17 protein-coding genes and 2 tRNA genes are annotated in these 22,115 nt (G+C 65.3%); 10 read left to right on the forward strand and 9 right to left on the reverse strand.

Annotation, left to right across the window (positions count from 1 at the left end; translation table 11 throughout):
- Positions 1-6 precede the first annotated feature (6 nt).
- The 7 genes from gyrB to ACZYZ5_RS07625 all read left to right on the forward strand — a co-directional run bounded on the left by gyrB (position 7) and on the right by ACZYZ5_RS07625 (position 7,076).
- Positions 7-2,091, forward strand: a complete 2,085-nt coding sequence (gene gyrB / locus ACZYZ5_RS07595; RefSeq protein ID WP_463900583.1) for a DNA topoisomerase (ATP-hydrolyzing) subunit B — start codon at positions 7-9, stop codon at positions 2,089-2,091.
- Positions 2,092-2,150: 59 nt separating this feature from the next.
- Positions 2,151-4,874, forward strand: coding sequence for a DNA gyrase subunit A (gene gyrA, locus ACZYZ5_RS07600; protein ID WP_463900585.1), 2,724 nt, complete (start codon positions 2,151-2,153; stop codon positions 4,872-4,874).
- A complete protein-coding gene (locus ACZYZ5_RS07605) occupies positions 4,871-5,521 on the forward strand; it encodes a DUF3566 domain-containing protein (RefSeq protein WP_463900587.1) in 651 nt (216 codons plus the stop codon). The genes gyrA and ACZYZ5_RS07605 overlap by 4 nt, the downstream gene beginning before the upstream one ends.
- Positions 5,522-5,618: 97 nt before the next feature.
- A tRNA-Ile gene (locus ACZYZ5_RS07610) sits at positions 5,619-5,692 on the forward strand.
- A gap of 70 nt (positions 5,693-5,762) precedes the next feature.
- Complete coding sequence (locus ACZYZ5_RS07615) at positions 5,763-5,879, forward strand: DLW-39 family protein (protein ID WP_224048067.1); 117 nt, start codon at positions 5,763-5,765, stop codon at positions 5,877-5,879.
- 71 nt (positions 5,880-5,950) lie between these two features.
- A tRNA-Ala gene (locus tag ACZYZ5_RS07620) sits at positions 5,951-6,026 on the forward strand.
- Between the two features lie 135 nt (positions 6,027-6,161).
- On the forward strand, positions 6,162-7,076 hold the full coding sequence (locus ACZYZ5_RS07625) for a DMT family transporter (protein ID WP_463900588.1): 915 nt from the start codon (positions 6,162-6,164) through the stop codon (positions 7,074-7,076).
- Positions 7,077-7,106: 30 nt separating this feature from the next.
- Here ACZYZ5_RS07625 and ACZYZ5_RS07630 read toward each other — a convergent pair whose 3' ends face one another.
- Entirely contained in the window at positions 7,107-7,982 is an 876-nt protein-coding gene (locus ACZYZ5_RS07630) for a glycosyltransferase family 2 protein (RefSeq protein WP_463900590.1), read from the reverse strand.
- 158 nt (positions 7,983-8,140) lie between these two features.
- Entirely contained in the window at positions 8,141-9,154 is a 1,014-nt protein-coding gene (locus ACZYZ5_RS07635; protein WP_463900593.1) for a hypothetical protein, read from the reverse strand.
- A 155-nt stretch (positions 9,155-9,309) separates the two neighbouring features.
- Here ACZYZ5_RS07635 and ACZYZ5_RS07640 point away from each other — a divergent pair, with 155 nt between their 5' ends.
- Both ACZYZ5_RS07640 and ACZYZ5_RS07645 read left to right on the forward strand, forming a co-directional pair.
- On the forward strand, positions 9,310-9,855 hold the full coding sequence (locus ACZYZ5_RS07640; protein WP_463900595.1) for a peptidylprolyl isomerase: 546 nt from the start codon (positions 9,310-9,312) through the stop codon (positions 9,853-9,855).
- 9 nt (positions 9,856-9,864) lie between these two features.
- Positions 9,865-10,746, forward strand: coding sequence for a rhomboid family intramembrane serine protease (locus tag ACZYZ5_RS07645; protein WP_463900596.1), 882 nt, complete (start codon positions 9,865-9,867; stop codon positions 10,744-10,746).
- Positions 10,747-11,783: 1,037 nt separating this feature from the next.
- Here ACZYZ5_RS07645 and ACZYZ5_RS07650 read toward each other — a convergent pair.
- Together ACZYZ5_RS07650 and ACZYZ5_RS07655 are read right to left on the reverse strand one after the other, a co-directional pair.
- Positions 11,784-12,389, reverse strand: a complete 606-nt coding sequence (locus ACZYZ5_RS07650; protein ID WP_463900597.1) for a DNA-3-methyladenine glycosylase I — start codon at positions 12,387-12,389, stop codon at positions 11,784-11,786.
- A gap of 120 nt (positions 12,390-12,509) precedes the next feature.
- Positions 12,510-12,764: a cell division protein CrgA gene (locus tag ACZYZ5_RS07655; protein ID WP_463900600.1), complete on the reverse strand. Its 255-nt coding sequence runs from the start codon at positions 12,762-12,764 to the stop codon at positions 12,510-12,512.
- Between the two features lie 214 nt (positions 12,765-12,978).
- On the opposite strand from ACZYZ5_RS07655, the gene ACZYZ5_RS07660 reads away from it, so the two are divergent.
- Positions 12,979-13,620 (forward strand): anthranilate synthase component II, encoded by a 642-nt coding sequence (locus ACZYZ5_RS07660; protein ID WP_463900602.1) that lies wholly within the window; start codon positions 12,979-12,981, stop codon positions 13,618-13,620.
- A 16-nt stretch (positions 13,621-13,636) separates the two neighbouring features.
- Here the strand turns inward: ACZYZ5_RS07660 and pknB are convergent, their stop codons facing one another.
- From pknB to ACZYZ5_RS07685, 5 genes are read right to left on the reverse strand one after another with little or no spacing between them, the layout of a single operon-like run.
- The gene (gene pknB, locus ACZYZ5_RS07665) at positions 13,637-15,601 is read right to left on the reverse strand and encodes a Stk1 family PASTA domain-containing Ser/Thr kinase (protein WP_463900604.1); all 1,965 of its coding nucleotides are present in this window, start codon (positions 15,599-15,601) and stop codon (positions 13,637-13,639) included.
- Positions 15,602-15,607: 6 nt separating this feature from the next.
- The gene (locus ACZYZ5_RS07670) at positions 15,608-17,449 is read right to left on the reverse strand and encodes a protein kinase domain-containing protein (RefSeq protein WP_463900606.1); all 1,842 of its coding nucleotides are present in this window, start codon (positions 17,447-17,449) and stop codon (positions 15,608-15,610) included.
- Positions 17,446-18,903 (reverse strand): peptidoglycan D,D-transpeptidase FtsI family protein, encoded by a 1,458-nt coding sequence (locus ACZYZ5_RS07675; protein WP_463900608.1) that lies wholly within the window; start codon positions 18,901-18,903, stop codon positions 17,446-17,448. The genes ACZYZ5_RS07670 and ACZYZ5_RS07675 overlap by 4 nt, the downstream gene beginning before the upstream one ends.
- Positions 18,900-20,351, reverse strand: coding sequence for an FtsW/RodA/SpoVE family cell cycle protein (locus ACZYZ5_RS07680; protein WP_463900610.1), 1,452 nt, complete (start codon positions 20,349-20,351; stop codon positions 18,900-18,902). Before ACZYZ5_RS07680 ends, ACZYZ5_RS07675 begins: the two co-directional genes overlap by 4 nt.
- Entirely contained in the window at positions 20,348-22,114 is a 1,767-nt protein-coding gene (locus ACZYZ5_RS07685) for a PP2C family protein-serine/threonine phosphatase (protein ID WP_463900611.1), read from the reverse strand. The genes ACZYZ5_RS07680 and ACZYZ5_RS07685 overlap by 4 nt, the downstream gene beginning before the upstream one ends.
- Between the last annotated feature and the right edge of the window lies 1 nt (position 22,115).

A 22,115-nucleotide genomic window follows, 5' to 3' on the forward strand; every position in this document is an offset into this window, starting at 1 on the left:
GCGCCTGTGGCTAACGACAATGCAGAGATCCCGGCAGTGGAACCAGTAGTGGCGGGAACGGCCGATACCCCGCCGGACGCCGCAACTCCCCACGGCTACGGTGCCAGCGACATCACGGTGCTCGAAGGCCTGGAAGCTGTCCGGAAACGTCCCGGCATGTACATCGGTTCCACGGGGCCGCGCGGTTTGCATCACCTGGTCTATGAAGTCGTGGACAACTCGGTCGATGAGGCCCTGGCCGGGTACTGCACCCACATCGAAATCGTGCTGCAGGCGGACGGCGGGGTCAAGGTCGTCGACAACGGCCGAGGCATCCCCGTCGACTTGCACCCGACGGAGCACAAGCCCACCGTGGAGGTCGTGATGACGATCCTGCACGCTGGCGGCAAGTTCGGCGGCGGCGGCTACGCCGTATCCGGCGGCCTGCACGGCGTGGGCATCTCCGTCGTCAACGCCCTTTCGAGCCGCGTCGACACCGAGGTCCGCCGGCAGGGCCACGTGTGGCGGATGTCTTTCGCCGACGGCGGCAAACCCCAGGGCGGCCTGATCCAGGGTCAAGAGACTACGGACACCGGAACCACCCAGACGTTCTACCCGGATGCCCGCATCTTCGAGTCCACGGATTTCGATTTCGAAACGCTCCGCGCACGCTTCCAGCAGATGGCCTTCCTGAACAAGGGACTGCGGATCACGCTCACCGATGAGAGGCGCGCCACAGACGAACCGTCCGAGGACGGGGATTTGGACCTTGACACCGTTCCGACCGAAGGTGAAGTCCCGGCCGAGTTCCACACGGTCGTGTACCAGTACGACGACGGCCTGCTGGACTACGTGAAGCACCTCAACTCCGGCAAGAAGGTCGATGTGGTCCACGAGGACGTCATCGCGTTCGAAACGGAGGACAAGGAACGGCACATCGCCCTGGAAATGGCGATGCAGTGGACCAACGCATACTCCGAGAGCGTCCACACCTACGCCAACACCATCAACACCCACGAGGGCGGCACCCACGAAGAGGGGTTCCGTGCGGCGATGACCTCGCTGATCAACCGCTACGCGCGGGAGAAGAGCATCATCAAGGAAAAGGATGACAACCTCACCGGTGATGACATCCGCGAAGGACTCACGGCCGTCATCTCGGTCAAGCTGGCGGAGCCGCAGTTCGAGGGCCAGACCAAGACCAAACTCGGCAACTCCGAGGTCAAGGGCTTCGTCCAGCGCGTCGTCACGGACGGACTCGGCGACTGGCTCGAACGCAACCCCGGCCCGGCCCGCGACGTCATCCGCAAGGCCATCTCGGCAGCCCAGGCCCGGATGGCAGCGCGCAAGGCCCGTGACAACGCGCGCCGCAAGAGCCCGCTGGAGTCCTTCGGGATGCCCGGAAAGCTCTCCGACTGCTCCTCGAAGAACCCGGAGAAATGCGAGGTCTACATCGTGGAGGGCGACTCCGCCGGCGGCTCCGCTAAGCGTGGACGCAACCCGGAAACCCAGGCCATCCTGCCGCTGCGCGGCAAAATCCTGAATGTGGAACGGGCCCGGCTGGACAAGGCCCTCGGCAACGCCGAGGTCCAGTCCATGATTACCGCATTCGGTACGGGGATCGGCGAGGACTTCGACCTGAGCAAGCTGCGCTACCACAAGATCGTCCTCATGGCCGATGCCGACGTCGACGGCCAGCACATCACCACCCTGCTGATGACCCTGCTGTTCCGCTACATGCGCCCGCTGATTGAGAACGGCTATGTCTACCTCGCGCAGCCCCCGCTGTACCGGATTAAGTGGTCCAATGCCCCGCACGACTATGTCTACAGCGACCGGGAACGCGATGCGCGGCTGCTGTCCGGCCAGGCGGCCGGCCGCCGCATCCCCAAGGACAACGGCATCCAGCGCTACAAGGGCCTCGGCGAGATGGACTACACGGAACTGTGGGACACCACCATGGATCCGGACCACCGCACCTTGCTGCAGGTCACCATGGACGACGCCCTGGCCGCGGACCAGACCTTCTCCACCCTGATGGGCGAAGATGTCGAATCGCGCCGAAACTTCATTCAGCAGAACGCCAAGGACGTTCGGTTCCTCGATATCTAGCGGCCAAAAACGCTAAATATTCCCGAACCGATATATACCTGAAACGGAAAATATAGACTATGAGTGACGAAACACCAGAAGTTCCGGCTGGCCCGGCCGGTGCCGAGCCCGTTCTCGAGGGCACTGTCCTTGACACCGATGTGCTGACCGACCGCGTCGAACAGGTGGACCTGCAGACGGAAATGCAGCGGTCCTACCTCGACTACGCGATGGCCGTGATCGTGGGCCGTGCCCTCCCGGACGTCCGCGACGGGCTTAAGCCGGTCCACCGGCGAGTGCTCTATGCGATGTTCGACGGCGGATACCGGCCGGAACGGTCCTTCAACAAATGTGCCCGTGTGGTCGGCGAAGTCATGGGCCAGTACCACCCCCACGGCGACACCGCCATCTACGATGCGCTGGTCCGCCTGATCCAGGACTGGACCATGCGCTACCCGCTGGCGCTGGGCCAGGGCAACTTCGGTTCCCCCGGCAACGACGGCGCCGCTGCGCCGCGGTACACGGAAACGAAGATGGCCCCGCTGGCCATGGAAATGGTCCGCGACATCGACGAGGAAACCGTCGACTTCCAGGACAATTACGACGGCAAAAACCAGGAACCCACCATCCTGCCGGCGCGTTTCCCGAACCTGCTGGTCAACGGCTCCTCGGGCATCGCCGTCGGTATGGCCACCAACATCCCGCCGCACAACCTCCGCGAGGTTGCCGACGGCGTGCAGTGGTACCTGTCCAACCCGACCGCAAGCCGCGAGGAACTGCTCGAAGAGCTGATCGTGCGCATCAAGGGACCGGACTTCCCGACCGGCGCCACCATCCTGGGCCACAAGGGGATCGAGGACGCCTACCGCACGGGCCGCGGCTCAATCACCATGCGTGCCGTGGTCAGCGTGGAGGAACTCCAGGGCCGCACCTGCCTGGTGGTCACGGAACTGCCGTACCAGGCCAACCCCGACAACCTGGCCATCAAGATTGCGGAGCTCGTCAAGGACGGCAAGATCTCGGGCATCGCTGACCTGCGTGATGAAACCTCGGGTCGCACCGGACAGCGCCTGGTGGTCGTGCTCAAGCGCGACGCCGTCGCCAAGGTGGTGCTGAACAACCTCTACAAGCACACCCAGCTGCAGGACAACTTCGCAGCCAACATGCTGGCGATCGTTGACGGCGTGCCCCGCACGCTGAGCCTGGATGCGTTCATCCGCCACTGGGTCACCCACCAGATGGATGTCATCGCACGCCGCACGCGCTACCGCCTCCGCAAGGCCGAGGAAGAAGCGCACATCCTGCGCGCACTTCTCAAGGCGCTGGACGCGCTCGACGAAGTTATCGCGCTGATCCGAGCCTCGAACACTACCGAAGCGGCCCGCGACGGCCTGATGCAGCTCCTGGACATCGATGAACTCCAGGCCCGCGCCATCCTGGACATGCAGCTGCGGCGGCTCGCGGCATTGGAACGCCAGAAGATCCAGGACCGCCACTCCGAACTCGAAGCCCTGATCGCAGAGTACAACTCGATCCTGGCCTCCGAGGAACGCCAGCGCGGGATCATCAGCACCGAGCTGGGCGAGATCGTGGCCAAGCACGGCGATGACCGCCGTACCAAGGTCCTGCTGGGCTTCGACGGCGACATGTCGATGGAGGACCTGATCCCCGAAGAGGAAATGGTCGTTACGATCACCCGCGGCGGCTACGTCAAGCGCACCCGCAGCGATAACTACCGCTCGCAGCAGCGCGGCGGCAAGGGCATCAAGGGCGCGCAGTTGCGCGGCGACGACGTCGTGGAGCACTTCTTCGTGACCACAACGCACCACTGGCTGCTGTTCTTCACGAACCTGGGCCGGGTGTACCGGGCGAAGGCGTATGAACTCGTGGAGGCCGGACGCGACGCCAAGGGCCAGCACGTGGCGAACCTGCTCGCCTTCCAGCCGGATGAGCACATCGCCCAGGTGCTGGACCTGCGGGATTACCAGCAGTCGCCGTACCTGGTTCTGGCCACCAAGCGCGGCCTGGTGAAGAAGACTCGCCTCGAGGACTACGACACCAACCGCTCCGCGGGTGTCATCGCAATCAATCTCCGTGACGGCGACGAATTGGTCTCCGCCCAGCTGGTCTCGGAGACCGATGACCTGATGCTCGTCTCCCGTATGGGGCAGTCGATCCGCTTCACCGCCACCGATGAGGCCCTGCGCCCGATGGGCCGGGCAACCTCCGGCGTCACCGGAATGAAGTTCCGCGAGGACGACGAACTACTGGCGGCCGACGTGGTCACGGACGGTTCCTTCGTGTTCGTCGTGACCGAGGGCGGCTACGCCAAACGCACCGCGGTGGAGGAATACCGCCTTCAGGGCCGCGGCGGCCTCGGCATCAAGGTCGGCAAGTACCAGGAGGAGCGCGGCCACCTCGTGGGCGCCCTCATCGTCCAGGAAGAAGACGAGGTCCTGGTGGTGATGGAAGGCGGCAAGGTGGTCCGTTCCTCCGTGGCCGGAGTACCGGCCAAGGGGCGCGACACCATGGGTGTCATCTTCGCCAAGCCGGACAAGAACGACCGCATCATCGAGGTGGCGCGCAACAGCGAACGAGGCCTCGAAACCGAGGAGGGGGCCGAAGGCGAAGATGCAGACGATGCTGCCGAAAGTCAGGCATCGGCAGCGGATGACGTAACGTTGGCTGAAAATACCGGATCACATGAGGGGTCCGCAGAGGAAGAATCAGCACCGGCCCCGGATACAGATGAGTCATCAGGCAATGCCGAGCTGGACGAAGACAACATCGGAGGTAACGAGTGAGTAATTCCGACTCATATCCCAAGCCGAACAGCGGCGTTCCCGGCGGAGTGCGGCAGCCCGCCGCCGCGCCCCGGGTAGGCGCGCCGTCCCGTCCCGAGCAGCGCCCCGGGGTGGCAAGCGGCGCCATGGGAACAACGCAGCGGCCGCAGGTGCCTGGCCAGCGTCCCGCCCAGGGACGCCCGGTGGCTCCCGGGCAGCGCCCGACCACACCCGGACAACGTCCGGACCAGAGCAGTCCGGGGCAGAACACCACCGGGCTGATCAAGCCGGCTCCCAAGGCCAAGGTCCGCCGCGCCCGGCTGCTGGTAAGCAAGGTTGACCCTTGGTCCGTGCTGAAGATGGCTTTCCTGCTCTCCGTGGCCCTGGGCATCGTGACCGTCGTGGCCGCGATTGTGCTGTGGACAGTCCTGGACCTGACCGGAATTTTCGACCAGGTCGACGGTCTCCTCGGCACCCTGGCCGGCTCCGAAGGCGGCGGCTTCGAATTGAAGAAGGTTGCCTCGCTGGGACAGGTGGCGTCCTTTGCCACGATCATCGCGGTCATCAACGTTGTCCTGCTGACGGCGCTCTCGATGCTCTCGGCCGTGCTGTACAACATCTCGGCCACCCTGGTGGGCGGCATCGGTGTCACCCTTACGGACGACTAAACCCACAGTTTTCCCGGATTTTTTCCGGGGAAATGCCTCGATTTGAGATCGGGCCGGGATGTGCTGTAAAGTCGTATCTCGGCCCGATGAGGCATCGGGGCGTATAGCTCAGGCGGTTAGAGCGCTTCGCTGATAACGAAGAGGTCCCAGGTTCAAGTCCTGGTACGCCCACGGAATCTGTACGGATTCAAGTGGAGGTCCGGTTGATATTTGTTTATCGCCGTACCGGAACGGGGTGCATGTGAAGAAGTTGCTCGTTGTTGCAGCTACGATCGCAGGCGTCCTGCTCTACAAGAAAGTGCAGGAATCCGAGGCCCGGAAAACGGTCTGGAGCGAATCAACCGACACGGTTGACTAGCCCGGATTCCCGGATCGTGAGCCGGAAAACGGCTCATCGAACTAGGGTATGATTGTCGGGTTGCTTCTTATGGGGGCATGGCGCAATTGGTAGCGCACCTGCTTTGCAAGCAGGGGGTTCGGGGTTCGAGTCCCCGTGCCTCCACCATAGAAAGGCCCCGGACCGCGGAAACGCGGTCCGGGGCCTTTTGCATGCCCTGCCTGGCACGGCCACCCGCGACCCGCCATGGTCAAGGATGCACGGGCCTCAGCTGGCGGCTCCGGGCCCCACTAGTCTTGGACCGTGAACTTCTTCCTTGCCGCCTTGGGGGTCCTCGGTGTGGCCTCATCCGGGCCGCTCATTGCCGCCACCCTGGGGGCCACCTCCGTCAGCGCCCTGGCGATCGCCTTCTGGCGCAACGCCATTGGGTCGGTCGTTATGGCGGGCCCCGTGCTGGTCCGTAACCCCGGCAGTTTCGGCCGGGTCACCGGCAGGGAATTTCGCTGGTCCCTGGCGGCTGCTGTCGCCCTGGCGCTGCACTTCGCCTGCTTCATCACCTCGCTGCAGTTGACCTCGGTCGCGGCGGCCACCGCTCTCGTTTGCCTGCAGTCCGGCTGGATAGCCGTCTTCCAGCTCTTCCGCGGCGTTAAACACCGCTGGCCGGTCCTGGTGGGCCTGGGGATCGCGTTTGTCGGAGTCGTCGCCATTACCGGGTTCGACATGGGCACCTCTCCGGAGGCGCTGCTGGGTGATCTGCTGGCGGTGGCCGGCGGAGCCCTGGCCGGTGTCTACACGCTGGCCGGCGGCCAAGCGCGCCAAACCATGGGGACCGGTGTCTATACGACGCTGTGCTACGGGATGTGCGCAGCCGTCGTGGCGGTGCTGGCACTGTTCACGCAACAGCCACTGGCAGGGTTCGAAGCCGCCGGCTGGATTGGTATCCTGGCGATCACGGTCTGCGCCCAGCTGATCGGTCACACCGCCTTCAACCACCTGCTCGCCACCATGAGTCCGCTGCTGGTGTCCATGATCATCCTGCTGGAAATTCCGGGGGCCGCGCTGCTTGCTGCCGCTTTCCTGTCCGAGACCCTGCCGGCCGGGACCTACGCCGGCCTGGCAATGATCCTCGTGGGGCTCGCCGTTGTGGTCCTGGGGCAGCGCAGCTCACGCGCCGTGCGGCGCACTGCCACCGGGCTGGCGGAGCTGGGGACGGACTGACGACGCACACGGCGCCGTCAGGGCCGTGTGCTACTGGCCGCCGCGGCGGGCAGGCTGGGCCGTGTTGACCGTATGGATCGCGCGCATCAGCTTCGCCGGGAAGTACACCGAGAAGAAGACCACCATGGGGGCCTTGAGCGCCATCTTCTTGACGTTGTGGGCCTTGTACGTGCGGTCGAAACGCGTCACGTAGTAGCGGTAGTCGCGGGGTGAGTCTTCCAGCCGGCGTGCGGACATGCCGGAGACCATCTGCGGCCAGTACTGGATCCGGAGGTCGTGGTCGGCCAGGTGCAGGGACAAATCAATGTCCTCGTGCATCTCGTCTTTCTCATCCCGGCACGCCTCGGCCCGGATGATCTCCCACGCGGAGCGGCGGAGGGCCATATTGGAGCCGAAAAGAAAGTGATACTGGTGCTTGGCGAGCCTGAGCATCAGTTGGCGCATCTTGTCATCGGCCTTGAGTCCGAAGCGACGCATCGGCATGTCGTAATAGACCACCGGGCCGGTCGCGGCGTGGACGGAATTGTCCCGAAAGGCTTTCTGTACCTGTTCAACCCAGTCGGGCTCCAGAACGGAATCGGCATCGATCCGGCCCAGAATGTCGCCCGTGGCATGGTTGAGGCCGAAATTGCGCGTGGGGATCAGGCCTTGGTCGCGGTCCTGGCTGAGCAGGATGATGGGGCTCTCCGGATATTCCAGCTGCATCTGCCGGACGATGTCGGCCGTGCGGTCCTTGGACATGTTGTCGACGACGATGATCTCGTGCGCCGGGACCGACTGGTACACGGCGGCAATGAGGCACTGCCGGATGACGCCTTCCTCGTTGAACGCCGGGATGACGATAGACACAGCCGGCGTGTGCACAGCATCGTGTAAGGCATCCTCAGAAGATTTTTCGGGTGACATCCCCCCAAATTTAGCATCTACGCGGTTTTTCCAGCCCGGCGCCGGGCAGTGCCCCGGCTACGAACTGGTAAACATCGCGCGCAAATAAAGGGAGGGACCCCGCCTCTATGGCGGAATCCCTCCCTTAGCGGCGGCCCGCAGGCGGGCCTTCGTCTGTCTTAGCTGCCGGTGGTCTTGTCGGTGCCGTTGTTGCGGCTCGCGGCAATGTTCCGGACGGCGGTCTTCGCATCGGTGGCAACCTTGGCGGAAGCGTCCTTGATGTCCTCGGCCGCGTTCTGGGCCGCGTCCTTGATGTCCTCAACAGCATCCTCGGCCGCGTGCTTGGCTTTGTCAGCGGCGTTGTCGGCGGACTCGGCAACGTCGGCGGATGCATCAGCGGTTTTGTCAGCGGCGGCAACCGTGGCTGCGCCGGCCTGGCCGGCAGCCTCCTTGACGGAATCCCTGACGTCGTTGACGGTGGTGGCCGGCACGGGCGCCGGTGTCACCGGAGCGGGCGTCTTCCAGGGATCCTCGACCGGCTTGGAAGCCCGCCAGGCGGCAACACCGGCGGCAACAGCCGCGGCGATGATACCGAAGATCAACAGCCCGCGGTGCTTGGGCTTCTGCTTCTTGACCAGCTCACCGCTGACGGCCTTGCTCGCCTTGTTCGCCGCGACCTTGACGTGGCCCTTAGCGGTCTTCGCCTGCTCCTGGACGGAGTGGATGATTCCCGCTTCGCCGAGCCGCTGGGCAACTGCATCCACATGGCCCGGAGCGCTCTGGAGCGTGCGGTGTACGGCGTCGGAGGCGTAGCCGATCTGGTCCGAAAGCTTCGGCAGGTACTCCACGACCACCCGGTCGCGCGCGTTCGCGATGACCGGTGTCGCCTTGTCCAGCGCCTCATGCAGGCGCGGGGTGGCGCCCTCAACGGCGTCGTTGATCCTGGGTGCGAGGTGTGCGAGTCCGTCCTGGAGACGCGGCGTTACAGTCGCAACGCCGTCGGCGAGATTGTAAGCCGCCGACTTGAGCCCCTCCTGGATCTTGGGGGAAGCGGTATCCAGTCCCTGCTGCAGGCGCGGAACGGCCCAGTTGACTGCTGCTTCAACCCGCGGGGCTGCCCAGTCCTTGGCGGTCTCTACTCCGGTGCTGACTGAATACTCCAACTCACGGGCAATACGATCCGTTTTCTTCACAACTACCTCCCGATTAATGTGACGATTCTGCAGTTAGCCTACGTGGCCCAGACCTCACCGGCTATTCTTCAGGCCGATTTTGGGCGGATTTCACCCAGCGCGGAACTGGCGGACGGGCCCTGTGTGCTGGGGCCCGCCATGGAAGAATAGGGCCTATGACTGCCATCGCAACTGCAAAAGCAACCATCCACACGAGCATGGGCGACATTGTCGTCAATCTCTTCGGCAACCACGCCCCCAAGACCGTCGACAATTTTGTCGGACTGGCCACGGGCGAGAAGGCCTGGACCCACCCGGAGTCCGGCGAGGACAAGACCGGGACGCCGCTCTATGACGGCACCATCTTCCACCGCATCATCAAGGATTTCATGATCCAGGCCGGGGATCCCCTGGGCCGTGGCGTGGGCGGCCCGGGCTACAAGTTCGACGATGAAATTCACCCGGAGCTGACCTTTAACGAACCCTACAAGCTGGCCATGGCGAATGCCGGCATCCAGATGGGCCGCGGCACCAACGGCTCGCAGTTCTTCATCACGACCATCCCCACCGGCTGGCTGCAGGGCAAGCACAGCATCTTCGGCGAGGTGGCAGACGACGATTCCAAGAAGGTTGTCGACGCCATCGAAGGTGTCCGCACCGGAACGGGCGACCGACCGGTTGAGGACGTCACCATCAACAGCATTGACGTAGAAAAGCTCTAAGCCCAGCGCATGAGTTACGGAATTCCGGCGGCAGAGCCGTCCGCGCAGATCCCGGTGTGCCCCCGGCACCCGGACCGGCCCGCCTATGTGCGCTGCCAGCGTTGCGGGCGCCCTGCGTGCCCCGACTGCCAGCGGGCGGCTGCCGTCGGATTCCAATGCGTCGACTGTGTCAACGAAACAAAACGTACGACGCCGGCGGTCAAGACCGTCTACGGCGGCGCTGTGGCCACCGGAAAGCCCGTGGTTACGTTGTCCCTCATTGGTCTGTGTGCCCTGGTCTTTGTGTTCCAGTGGCTGGTCCCCAACGATGGGGTCTACCGGAACCTGGCGTTCGCCACCGTGTATGCCAGCCCGGAGTATGGGGTCTTCGAACCCTGGCGGATGGTGACCTCCGCTTTCCTGCATTCCCAGGGCTTCATCCTCCATATCGTGCTCAATATGTACATGCTGTGGGTGTTTGGCCAGGCGCTCGAGCCCCTTTTGGGACGGATCCGCTTCCTGGCGGTGTATCTGCTGTCCGCTTTTGGCGGATCGGTCGGCTACCTCCTGCTGACGCCGGAGTACGTCCCGGGCCAGCCGCTGAGCGGCGTCGTCGGCGCTTCCGGCGCCATCTTCGGGCTTTTCGGCGCCATGCTGGTGGTTCAACGCCGCCGCGGTGGCGACACCAGACAACTCTGGGTGCTGATCCTTATTAACGGCGCCATCGGCTTTATGGTCCCCTCGATCGCCTGGCAGGCCCACCTCGGCGGGGCAGTCACAGGTGCCCTGTGCGCCGCTGTCCTGGCCTATACGCCCCGCGGCCCGCGTCAGGGCCTGCTGCAGGCTGGCGGTCTGCTCCTGGTGCTTGCCCTGCTGATCGCCGTCTCCGCCCTCCGGGTCGCCGTAGCCTGACCCCGCGGGACATCCCCGGCTGCACTCTCCGTAGCCGTAGCCTGCGCACTCTCTGTAGCCCTAGCCCGCGCCCTCTCTCCAGCCGTAGCCTGCGCACTCTCTCCAGCCGTAGCCTGCCGCACCCTGCCGCCGCCCCTCGTGCCCTGCAGCCGCTCACACAGCCCCCCTCGCACAGCCAGTGGACCCGTGGGCGCCTCGCCGTATGGGCAGTCCTCTGGCGGTTGCCACGGCGGGACCCTATTTTCACCAACGCGCCCGTGTCCGGCGTGCCATCTGTTTGCGGGCGTCCCCCGCGCCCCGGAGGCCGTAAGGATGCGGCGCCTTGGTCCCCACGGAGAGTTGTCCACAGGGGTTATCCACACTGTTGGTAACTTACACGCCTGTAGTTCACATCGGTTTCCCCGATCTGAGGGCCACACCGGGCGATTCCGGAATAGTGCGCCTCCGGATCTCCACAATTGTGGATAACTCCTGTGGGCAGGCCTGTGGTTAAGTGGACAACTCCGCGGCGGAGGGCAGTTCCATGCCTCGGATGTCGGAGTCTGTGCGGATCAAACAGCGAGGCTCTACACAGGACCACCGGGCCTGCTCCAGAATGAAATCTGATTTCAACAGGTTATTCACAGTGTTAATAACCTGGAGCATGACGCATTTCGTGCAGAATTCCCGCCAGCTAGGGCCGGAACCGGCCGAAATCCCCTTGCTGGGCCTGGTTATCCCCAGCTGTGGATAAGTTGTGGGTACTGCGGCAGGGTCGAGTGGATAACTTTTGGGCGCCGGGCCGCGCAGCCAAAAACGCGCGTGTGCCGTCCCAAGTGTTTTGCCATTCCACCAACCGGGGCACCCGGTGGACTTATCCACAGGGAATCCACACTGTTAATAACTCACAGCCTTGTCATTCCTAGGGGAACGTCCTTCGGAAGTGCTCACTGGGCGCCACAGTGCGAGGGCAAGGCCATGCGCAGGGGCGGAAGCCGGCCAAGAGTTATCAACATTGTGGATAACTTAGGCCGGAGTTGTACACACCGGCGCGGAGCTTAGCGTGGCCAGATACCGGAGGTCCCGCGGCGGTGGCTGTCCAGCAGATGGGTGTCGATCATGCCGATGGCTTCCATCAGGGCGTACATCGTGGTGGGCCCGACGAACGCGAAGCCCCGTTTTCGCAGTGCCTTGGACAGCGCGAGCGATTCAGCCGAGGTCGTGGGAATTTCCTGGTGGGACTTCGGCTCGGGAGTGGAATCCGGCTGGAAGGACCAGACGAAATCGACCAGCCCGCCGTCGCCCCGCAGTGCAATGGTGGCCTGGGCGTTGGTGATGGCGGCCCGGATCTTCAACCTGTTGCGGACGATCCCGGCATCGAGGAGGAGACGCTCAACATCAGCTTCCGTGAACGCGGCCACCGTCTCGGGATGGAAGTCGTGGAACGCAGCCCGGAACGCCGGCCGTTTCCGGAGAATTGTGGCCCAAGACAGTCCGGCCTGGAAGGCCTCAAGGCTGATGCGCTCGTACAGGCCCTGCTCGTCGCGCACCGGAAGTCCCCACTCGGTGTCGTAGTACTCGCGCAGCATCGGATCCACGGCAGCCCAGGGGGGCCGGGCCAGGCCGTCGTCGCCGATTACCGGGCCGGTTGTTGCCGGGGCCATCTGGACTCCTTCGCTCGCAGTTTTCTCCCGCTTCAGCATTATCGGCCCCTGCGGGGGCGCGACGTTAACGCGAAAGACCGGCACACAGGGTGTACCGGTCTTCCGTCCCATGCTGCGGGGTTAGGAACGCCAGCGCGTGGTCATCAGGAAGCCGATGATGGCGATGCCGAAGCCGGCGATGATATTCCCGGATCCCCAGGCAGCAACCGGAAGTGTTCCTTCGCTGATGTAGAAGGTGATGATCCACAGCAGGCCAATAATCATCAGGCCGAACATCACCGGCTTGAACCAGACCGCATTGGGCTTGTTGGCCTGCGCGGCGGAAGTCTGCGGCGTTTCGTGGGCAGTCCGTTTGCGGCGCTTTGACTCGGGCACGGGTCCTCCTTGGCGGCTGGAACAGGAGCGGGACCCTGGCTTGATATCCTGCAAGGAGGAATACACCGGCGGTCAGCGCTCTTGGTCATGTTGAAGTTCTTATTCGGAGCCAATTCTAGCTGTAGTTCAGGCCACGGGGATGCCCGCCGCGAACGTCCGGGATGGCACGATTCACCCAGTTCTCTGATTCAACGATTGGTTCAGCAAGGCACCCATGAGCACAACCAAGATTCTCGTCGTCGACAACTATGACAGCTTCGTGTACACCCTGGTGGGATACCTCCAGGAACTCGGCGCGGAGACCACCGTGGTCCGCAACGACGACGTCACCCTGGCCGAGGCGATCGACCTGGCCGAGGCACGCGACGGCGTCCTGATCTCCCCGGGCCCCGGGAACCCCGCCGGCGCGGGCGTCTGCATCGAGCTGATCAAGTGGTGCGGCAGTCGCAACAAACCCATGCTGGGCGTCTGCCTCGGACATCAGGCACTGGCCGAGGCCTACGGGGGAATCGTCACGCACGCGCCGGAGCTGATGCACGGCAAGACGTCCCTCGTGGAGCACCACGGCACCAGTGTGTTCGCCGGGCTGCCGTCGCCCCTCACGGCGACCCGCTACCACTCCCTGGCCGCCGTGCGAGAAAGCATCCCGGAGGTCCTGGAGGTCACCGCGGAGACGGGAACCGGAGTTGTCATGGGGCTCCAGCACCGCACCGCCCCCCTCTCCGGAGTGCAATTCCACCCGGAATCGGTGCTCACCGAAGGCGGCTACCAGATGCTCGGGAACTGGCTGGAATCCCTCGGCATGGCCGGTGCGGCCCAGCGTGCCGCATCACTGAGCCCGCTCATCAAGCACTAGGCCCACCAAGGAAACCTCAGTCGTCCTTGGAGCCCTTCGTGGACGTTGGGGTCGGCGTGGGTGTGGGTGTGGGTGTGGGGCTCGGCGGCGGGGGCGGCGGGGCCTTGGCCACGGTGACGGAGACCGTCTTGCCCTGTTCGACGAGAGCCGCCGCGGCGTCGGACTGTCCGGTGACCTTACCCGGCTCGACCTGGGAGTTTTCGACTTCCGTGGCAATCATGACCAGGCCCAGCGCCTTCAGGGCCGCTTCAGCCTCGACCCGGGGAAGCCCGACCAGCTGCGGCACCACCACTTTGCCGGTGGAAACGATGATTTCCACGATGCTGCCAGCGGCCACGTTCTGGCCCGGCGCCGGGTTGGTGGTGATCACGATGCCGGCCGGGACCGTGGGGCTGTTGGCCATGGTGGTGCCCGGCGCCCCGGCGAGACCCTTCTGGCGCAGCACATCGCGCGCCGCGGCCTCCGTGCGCCCGGGCAAATCGGCGGGGATGGTGATGACGCTGGGACCTTCGGAGATGTTGAGCGTGATGTCGGAATTTGGGTCCAACGAGCTCCCGGTTGCCGGGACGGTGCCGACCGCGATCCCCTTGGCAATTGTCTCGTGCTGCATCCGGCTGAGCTGGGGTTTCAGTCCTGCGTTGTAGAGCTTCTGGAGGGCCTCGGTCTCAGTTAACGACGTCACCGACGGCACCAGGACCTTGGCTACCGGTGGCGGCGCCTGGTTCATCATGTTGTAGAGCCACAGGCCGCCTCCTGCCAGCACCAGGACGGTGACGACCACCAGGGCGGTGATCCACGTCCGACGCCGGGACTGCTGACGCGGCGTGTGCTCCCGCTCCGGCGGCAGGACCAGCGGCAGGCTGCCGCTATCCGCGGCGCCATAGACGACACCCTGGGCCATCGTGGCGTTCTCATCATCGGTCGGGGTATCCAGCACAGGCCGGAGCCGCCCGGTGGGGGTCTCGTCGAGGAACTTCGCGCCGGTCACGGAGAAGGCAGCCGTCGGCGTGCCGTCCGGGGTCGGGACCGTGTCACTGGGGTCAGTGGGGGCTTCACTCGCGGCCGGTGCGGCGACGCCGACTCCGCTCCGCGCGGCCCGGAGGGCACGGCGGAACGCCGCGGCATCCTGGAAGCGGTCCGCGCGGTTCTTCTGCAGCGCCTTCATCAGCACGCTGTCCAGAGCCTCGGAGACATCAGGATTCAGACTGCTGGCCAGTTCGGGGATCTCCCGCACATGCTGGTAGGCCACCGACACGGGGCTGTCGCCAATGAAGGGCGGGCGGCCGGCGAGCATCTCGTACAGCAGGCAGCCGGCCGAGTAGAGATCGCTGCGGGCATCCACGGTCTCACCGCGGGCCTGTTCCGGTGAAAGGTATTGGGCGGTGCCCACCACGGCCTGGGTCTGGGTCATGGTTGCCGACGAGTCCGCCATGGCACGGGCAATCCCGAAGTCCATCACCTTGACGCTGTTGGATTCCGGGCAGAACATCACATTGGCGGGTTTGATGTCGCGGTGCACAATCCCGGCCTTGTGGCTGTAATCCAGGGCCGCGAGCACCCCCAGGGAAAAGTCAATCGCCTGGTCTATGCTGACTTCCTTGGCCCGGATCAGGTCCCGGATCGTCTTGCCGGAGACAAACTCCATCACGATGTACGGCACCCGGACGGTGTCCTCGTGATCGCCCGGGACGGCGTGGTCCCCGGTGTCGTAGATGGCCACGATCGAGGGATGGTTCAGCGCGGCCACCGCCTGCGCCTCGCGCTTGAATCTGGCCTGAAACTGAGGGTCCCGGGCCAGGTCCGGACGGAGCAGTTTGACCGCAACGGTGCGTCCCAGACGCGTGTCGACGCCGCGGAAGACGTCGGCCATGCCGCCGCGGCCGATCAGCTCACCCAGCTCATAGCGCCCGCTGAGGACGCGCTGGGTGTTCACTGGGCCGCGGTCCTCCCGGTGCGATGGGGTGCGGGGTGAAGTTGACATATTGGACTACGTTCCCGTGGGGCTGGGGGTTGATTCCTTGGCCGCGGCCTTGGCCAGATGGTAGGTCACGACCGAACCTGCGGGCACCTTGCTGCCGGAAGCGGGCTCGGCGCTGACGAAGGTCCCGGGCTCCTCTTTTTTGTTCGTCGGATTCACGTCGGCCCCCTTGGCCCAGCGCAGGCCGGCATTCTGGATCATTTGCTGGACGGCGGCCTCGCTGGCACCGGACTGCAGGGTCGGGACCGCAACGGTTTCCGGATCCTTGGTGGGCTCCGGGCCCTTGGAGAAGGACACCGTGATGGTTGTGCCAGGCTGGACCGGCCCGGCGGGGTCGATTTCGACGACCGTTCCGGGGGCGGACTCGTCGAAGACCTCTGACCCGGTGACGCCCAGACCCAGTCCGATCAGTTCACTGCGGACGTCGTTGTACGGCCGGCCGAGGTACCTCTCCGGAATCAGGTTGATGGCGGCCGGTGTGGACTGCGTCGGTGCCGCGGAGCTGGTAGTGGGGCTGGCAGACGTGGTCGTGGTCGTGGGCGAGGCGCTGGTGGTGGCCGGTGACGCACTGGTGGCGGCGGCGCTGCTGCTGGTCGTCGGAGTCTGCGGGAACAGGATCCCGGCCTGGGTCAGCATGACGCCCACCAGCGCGAACAGCACGAGCAGGATCAGGGCAATCAGCGGCCAGGTCCAGGGGCTGCGGCCGCGGCGTTCCGGCTCAGTGGTCGGTTCGTCGTAGTCGTCGTCGTCGTCCTCCTGAATCCAATTGCGTTCCGCGGCGAGGGCGTCGGCACGCGACAGCGTGTTGCGGGCTCCGTACGCGCTGGTGGCGGCGGCTCCGGCAGCGACCCCTGCGGCGGCGCCCGCTCCGGCGGCGCCGACCACGGGCAGCGCCGAGGTGGACGACGTCGTACGGTCCGCAGCTCCGATGACACTGGTTGCTTCCGTCGGGATGCCCACCGGTGCCGTGATCGGCCCGGTTGCTGCCTCGAAGAGCAGCATGCCCGGGACGGCGGCGTGTGCTGCCGCGATGTCGCCGTTACGGATGGCCTCGGCCGCTTCCGACAGTTTGAGGGCGTCGGCCGGGCGGTTCTTGGGGTCCTTGGCCAGCATGGACATCAGCAGGGCACGGACCGGCTTCGGCAGGGTTTCCGGCAGCGGCGGCGGCGCGTCATTGACCTGGGCCAGCGCGATCGCGATCTGGGATTCCCCGGAGAACGGGCGGTGCCCGGTAAGGCACTCGTAGCCGATCACGCCGAGAGCGTAGATGTCCGAGGCGCCCGTAGCGAGCTGGCCCGTTGCCTGCTCCGGAGCCAGGTACTGGGCGGTGCCCATGACCTGTCCGGTCTGGGTGAGCGGGACCTGGTCGGCCAGTCGGGCGATGCCGAAGTCCGTGACCTTGACGCGGCCGTCCGGGGTGATCAGCAGGTTGCCCGGCTTGATGTCGCGGTGGACCAGGCCCTGGGCGTGGGCCACCGAGAGGGCGCGGGCCGTCTGCGCGATCATGGACAGGGTGCGGTCCGGGGAGAGCACCTGTTCATGTTCGATGATGCTGCTCAGCGGCTGACCGGGGACCAGTTCCATGACGAGGTAGGCGGAGCCTTCTTCCTCGCCGTAGTCAAAGACGTTGGCGATGCCCACGTGGTTCAGAAGCGCCGTGTGACGGGCTTCGGCGCGGAAGCGCTGGAGGAAACCGGGGTCGCCCGTGTACTCCTCCTTGAGCACCTTGATGGCGACGATGCGGCCAAGGATCAGGTCTTTGGCTTTCCAGACTTCGCCCATGCCGCCGATAGCAATACGCGTGGTCAGCTGGAACCTGCCGCCGAGGGTGATTCCTGATGAAGGCCTCACTTATTCAACACCGCCTCAAAAATCTTTTTCGCGTTCGGACTGGTTAGCTTTGCGCCGGTGGTGATGTCTACGCCTTCCATGACGATAGTGACAGCCACCTGCGGGTCATTCGCCGGGGCAAACCCGGTAAACCATGAGTTGTTCAGGCCGTCGCCGAGTTCCGCGGTACCGGTCTTGCCGGCCACCTTCACGCCGGGCACTGCCGCGTTGCGGCCGATGCCCTCGCTGACGACGCTGACCATCCACTCGTTGATCTGCCGGGCAATCTCCGGCGTGGTGGAGGTCTGCAGTGCCTGGGGTTTCGGCTCGCTGATTGGCCGCAGGTCCGGGGAACGGACGGCCTTGATCAGGTTCGGCTGCATCTGCACCCCGCCGTTGGCGATCGCGGCAGTCATCTGGTTAATCTGCAGCGGCGTGGCCCGGACATCCCGCTGGCCGATCGACGACTGCGCCAGGCTGGCGTCGTCCAGCTCTTCGGTCGGGAAGAAACTCGGCGCGGAGTCCAGCTTCAGCTGGTCGCCGAAGCCCTGGCCGAAGCCGAATTTCTCCGCCTGGTCCGAGATCGCCTTCTGCCCCAGGTCCAGGGCAATGCTGGCGAACGGGGTATTGCAGGACTGCTGCAGGGCGAAGGCGAACGTCGCCGTGTCGCGGGTGTAACAGTTGCCGCCGGCATAGTTGGGCAGCGTGTACTGGATGCCGGGGAACGACATCTCCGCCGGGTTGGGCAGGATGCTGTCCTTGTTGTACTTGCCCGAGCTGAGGGCCGCGGCCGTGTCGATGAGCTTGAAGACGGATCCCGGTGCCAGCAGGGCCCCCGTGGGGCCGCTGACGTTCTGGTTCAGGTTGATCCCGGGGACCTGGTTCAGTTCGGCGAAGTTGGCGGCCTCGGCCTCGGGATCCTGGGTGGCGATCAGGTTGGGGTCGTAGGACGGCTTGGACACCATGGCCAGGATCGCGCCGGTCTTCGGATTGGTCACCACGATCGATCCGCGCTGGCCATCCGGGATGAGGTCGTAGGCGAGCTTCTGGATCTCGGGGTCGAGCGTCAGCTCCACCGAGGCGCCCTTGGGCTGGTTGCCCAGGAAGAGCTGGCCGACCCGGTCCAGGAACTGCTGGTCCGAGCTGCCCGCAAGCTCTTCTCCCATCGTCTTCTCGAGCCCGGTCACGCCGAAACTCCTGGAGAAATAGCCGGTGATCCCGGCGTACGGTTCCGGTTGGTTATAGGTGCGCTGGAAGGCGCAGCTCTCCTCGGCAGCGACGGACTCCGCCACCGGGGCGCCGCCCACGATGATGGCGCCGCGGTCGTTGCAGTAGTTCTGCAGGAGGGTGCGCTTGTTCCAGGCGTTGGCCTCCAGTTCGTCCGCTCCGACCACCTGGACGTAGCTGAGGGCACCGAAGATCAGGACGAACATCGCGATCGCGGCGATCCAGGCATTGCGAATTGCTTGGTTCACAGCTTCACCGCCTCGGTCGGAGCGTCCGAACTGTTCCGTCCGGTGCCGGGCATCGTGGCCGGCTTCGAAGGCATGGCAGGCAACACTTTCTGTGGGTCGGGTTCCTCGCCGGGAGCCAGCGGTGTTGTGTCCACCGGCCCGCGGGCCGTATGCGAGATCATCAGCAACAGTCCGACGATGATCCAGTTGGCCAGCAGCGAGGAACCACCGGCGGCCAGGAAGGGCGTGGTGAGGCCGGTGAGGGGAATGAGCCGGGTGACGCCGCCGATCACGACAAAGCACTGCAGCGCAATGGCGAAGGACAGCCCGGTGGCGAGCAGTTTCCCGAACGCGTCACGGGTGCCGAGCGCGGCACGGAAGCCCCGGGTGAAGAGCAGCAGGTACATCAGGACGATCGCGAAGAGTCCGATCAACCCGAGTTCCTCGCCGAAGGAGGCAATGATCATGTCGCTATTGGCGAACGGAACCAGATTGGGGCGTCCCTGGCCGAGGCCGGTGCCGACCAGTCCGCCGTTGGCCATGCCGAACAGCCCCTCGACAATCTGCAGGCTTCCGCCGAACGCCCGGCCGTAGACCTCGTCGGTGAAGGCGTTGATCCAGCCGTCAATCCGCAGGGCGACGTGGGAGAAGACGCGGGAGGCAACGAAACCGCCGGCCGCGATGAGCCCGACGCCGATGATCACCCAGCTGATGCGGCTCGTGGCAACGTAGATCATCACCAGAAAGAGGCCGAAGAACAGGATCGACGAGCCGAGGTCCCGCTGGAAGATCAGCACGCCGATGCTCACGAGCCAGGCGGCGATCATGGGACCCATGTCCTTGAACCGCGGGAACTGGAGGGGACCGACTTTCCGGCCGGCCAGCAGGATGAGGTCGCGATTGGAGGAAAGATACCCGGCAAAGAATATAGCGAGGGTGATCTTGGCGATCTCACCGGGCTGGAAGGTCATCGAGCCGAACTTGATCCAGACCCGCGCGCCCAGGATTTCACCGGCGGAGATGCCGGGAACCAGCGGAAGGATCAGCAGGAACGCACTGGCGGCCAGGGAAATGTAGGTGAACCGGCGGAGGACCCGGTGGTCCTTGAGGAACCAGATAACGGCGATCGAAACGGCCATGGCCACTAGGGTCCAGCGCAGCTGGTTGTTGCCCGTGTCCTCCCCGACCCGGTCCAGCCGGTGGATCATGGCAAGGCCGAGGCCATTAAGCGCCACCACCAGCGGAAGTATTACCGGATCAGCATATTTCGCCCGGAGACGCAGGACGATGTGGAACGCGAGGGCGGCGGCGGCGAGCAGGCTCGACTGGAACCAGAAATCGGTGTCGAACGCTTTCTGCTGGTCCACCCCGACCAGGGCGTTGGCCCCAATGCCGACGGCAAGGGCCAGTACCAGCAGGACCAGTTCTACGTTCCGCCGCGGCCGGGGCGTGGAATCGATGGCTGTCATTTCCCCACCTCGCAGACAGGAGCCGTCGCCGCCGGCGAAGGTGCCGCGGTCGCGGCCTCGCCGGGACTCGCCGTGGCACCCGGATCGGCCGTGGCACTGGGATCCGCTGTCGCGCCGGGGGTGGCAGGGGTCGGAGACGGGGTGATGCATTCGTCCGCGGGGGCGGTGGTGCCGGTGCGCTCGAGGTTCTTAACGATCCGCTGGGCGTCGTAGAGATCCCGGGCTGGCACGGTCTGGCGGACCCGCTGCTGGGAAAATTCGGGGAGATCGGACATCCGGATTTCGGTCACCGCTTCGAGGGTGGAGAGCTGGATGGGCCCCAGGCGCTGGGAGACCCCGTTGAAGATGGCTACATGTTGGTCGTGCTCGCCGATGTAGTACCGCGTCTGGGTCCAGGCGTAGCCCAGCCACAGACCCACCGTGAGAAAGGTCGCGATGGCAGCGGCAATGGAAACCGTCACCCAGCGCCGGGGACGGATGGCCTGCCGGTACTCTTCGGCTTCCTCCCTCGATTGCTCCGACTTGTGGGTCAGGACCGTAGCCGCCCGGCGGGCCATGGTGCGCCCCACAACGGTGGGAATGGAGCCGGATTCCGCGGCGGACGCGGCAGCGCCCACGAGTTCGTGGGGGCGGCCGGCCAGTTCCTCGCGGAGCACCTCGGCGGACAGATGTTCACCCAGGTGCGGGTCGGTGGAGGTTGGCGGTTCGCCCGTTTCAGCGGAACCGCCGTCCGGCTGGTCGGCAGCCGTGCCGGCGTCGGACCTGGAATCCGCGGCCCCGGACGGAGCGGGGGTCGCCGCGACCCCTCCGGCCACCGGGGCGGTGGCGGAAGCGCCCGTCTTGCCCGGGCCCTGGGTCTCCGGCAGTGCCTCGGCAGTTTTCGCTTCATCAAAGGTGTTTCCGGTCTGGCGGGCGGCTTCGGCCACGGTGGCCGGCGGCGCCGACGGGACAATTTCGACGGCGGCGGTCCGGACGTCGTCGGTGGTCGGTTCGACGATTTCCAGCATCACCACGGTGACGTTGTCCGGGGCGCCGGCCTCCAGGGTGAGATCGACGAGCACCTCAACGCATTCCCGCAGGCTCCTGGTCTCCCGGACGGTGCGCTCCACGACATGGCCGGCGACGTAGTTCAGACCGTCGGAACAGAGCAGCCAGCGCTCACCCGGTTCGACCTCGAGCGTTTCCAGGTCCAGTTCAGGGCTGGCATCGACATCGCCGAGGACGCGCATCAGGACGTTCTTGTGCGGGTGGGTCTCGGCTTCCTCGGGGCGGAGCCGGCCTTCGTCGATGAGGCGCTGGACGAAGGTGTGGTCCACGCTGACCTGCTCGAATTCGCCGTTCCGGAGCCGGTACGCGCGGGAGTCACCAATATGGGCGAAGTGCAGCTTGCCCTCGGCCAACAGGAGGGCGGTGACGGTGGTCCCCATGCCGGCTAGCTTGGGGTTGATGTGGACGAGTTCGGACAGCAGTGAGTTGGCGGTCTGGATCTCGTCGGCCAGGACGGTGCCGGCGTCGCCGTCGTAATCGTCGCTGTCGAGGTGGATCATGTCCAGCACCGTGGCGGCAGAGGCGACATCGCCGCCGGCGTGTCCACCCATGCCGTCGGCAACGACGGCGAGGTGGCGGCCCACGTAAGCGGAGTCGTCGTTCTTCGCACGCACCCTGCCGACGTCGGAACGCGCGGCATAGCGCATGATGAGCGGCCGCTTGGGGGCAGTTGTTTTGCCTTCGGCCCAGTCTGCGGGGCGATCCGGGGCAGCCACG

It is taken from the genome of Pseudarthrobacter ribosi, from assembly GCF_055412865.1.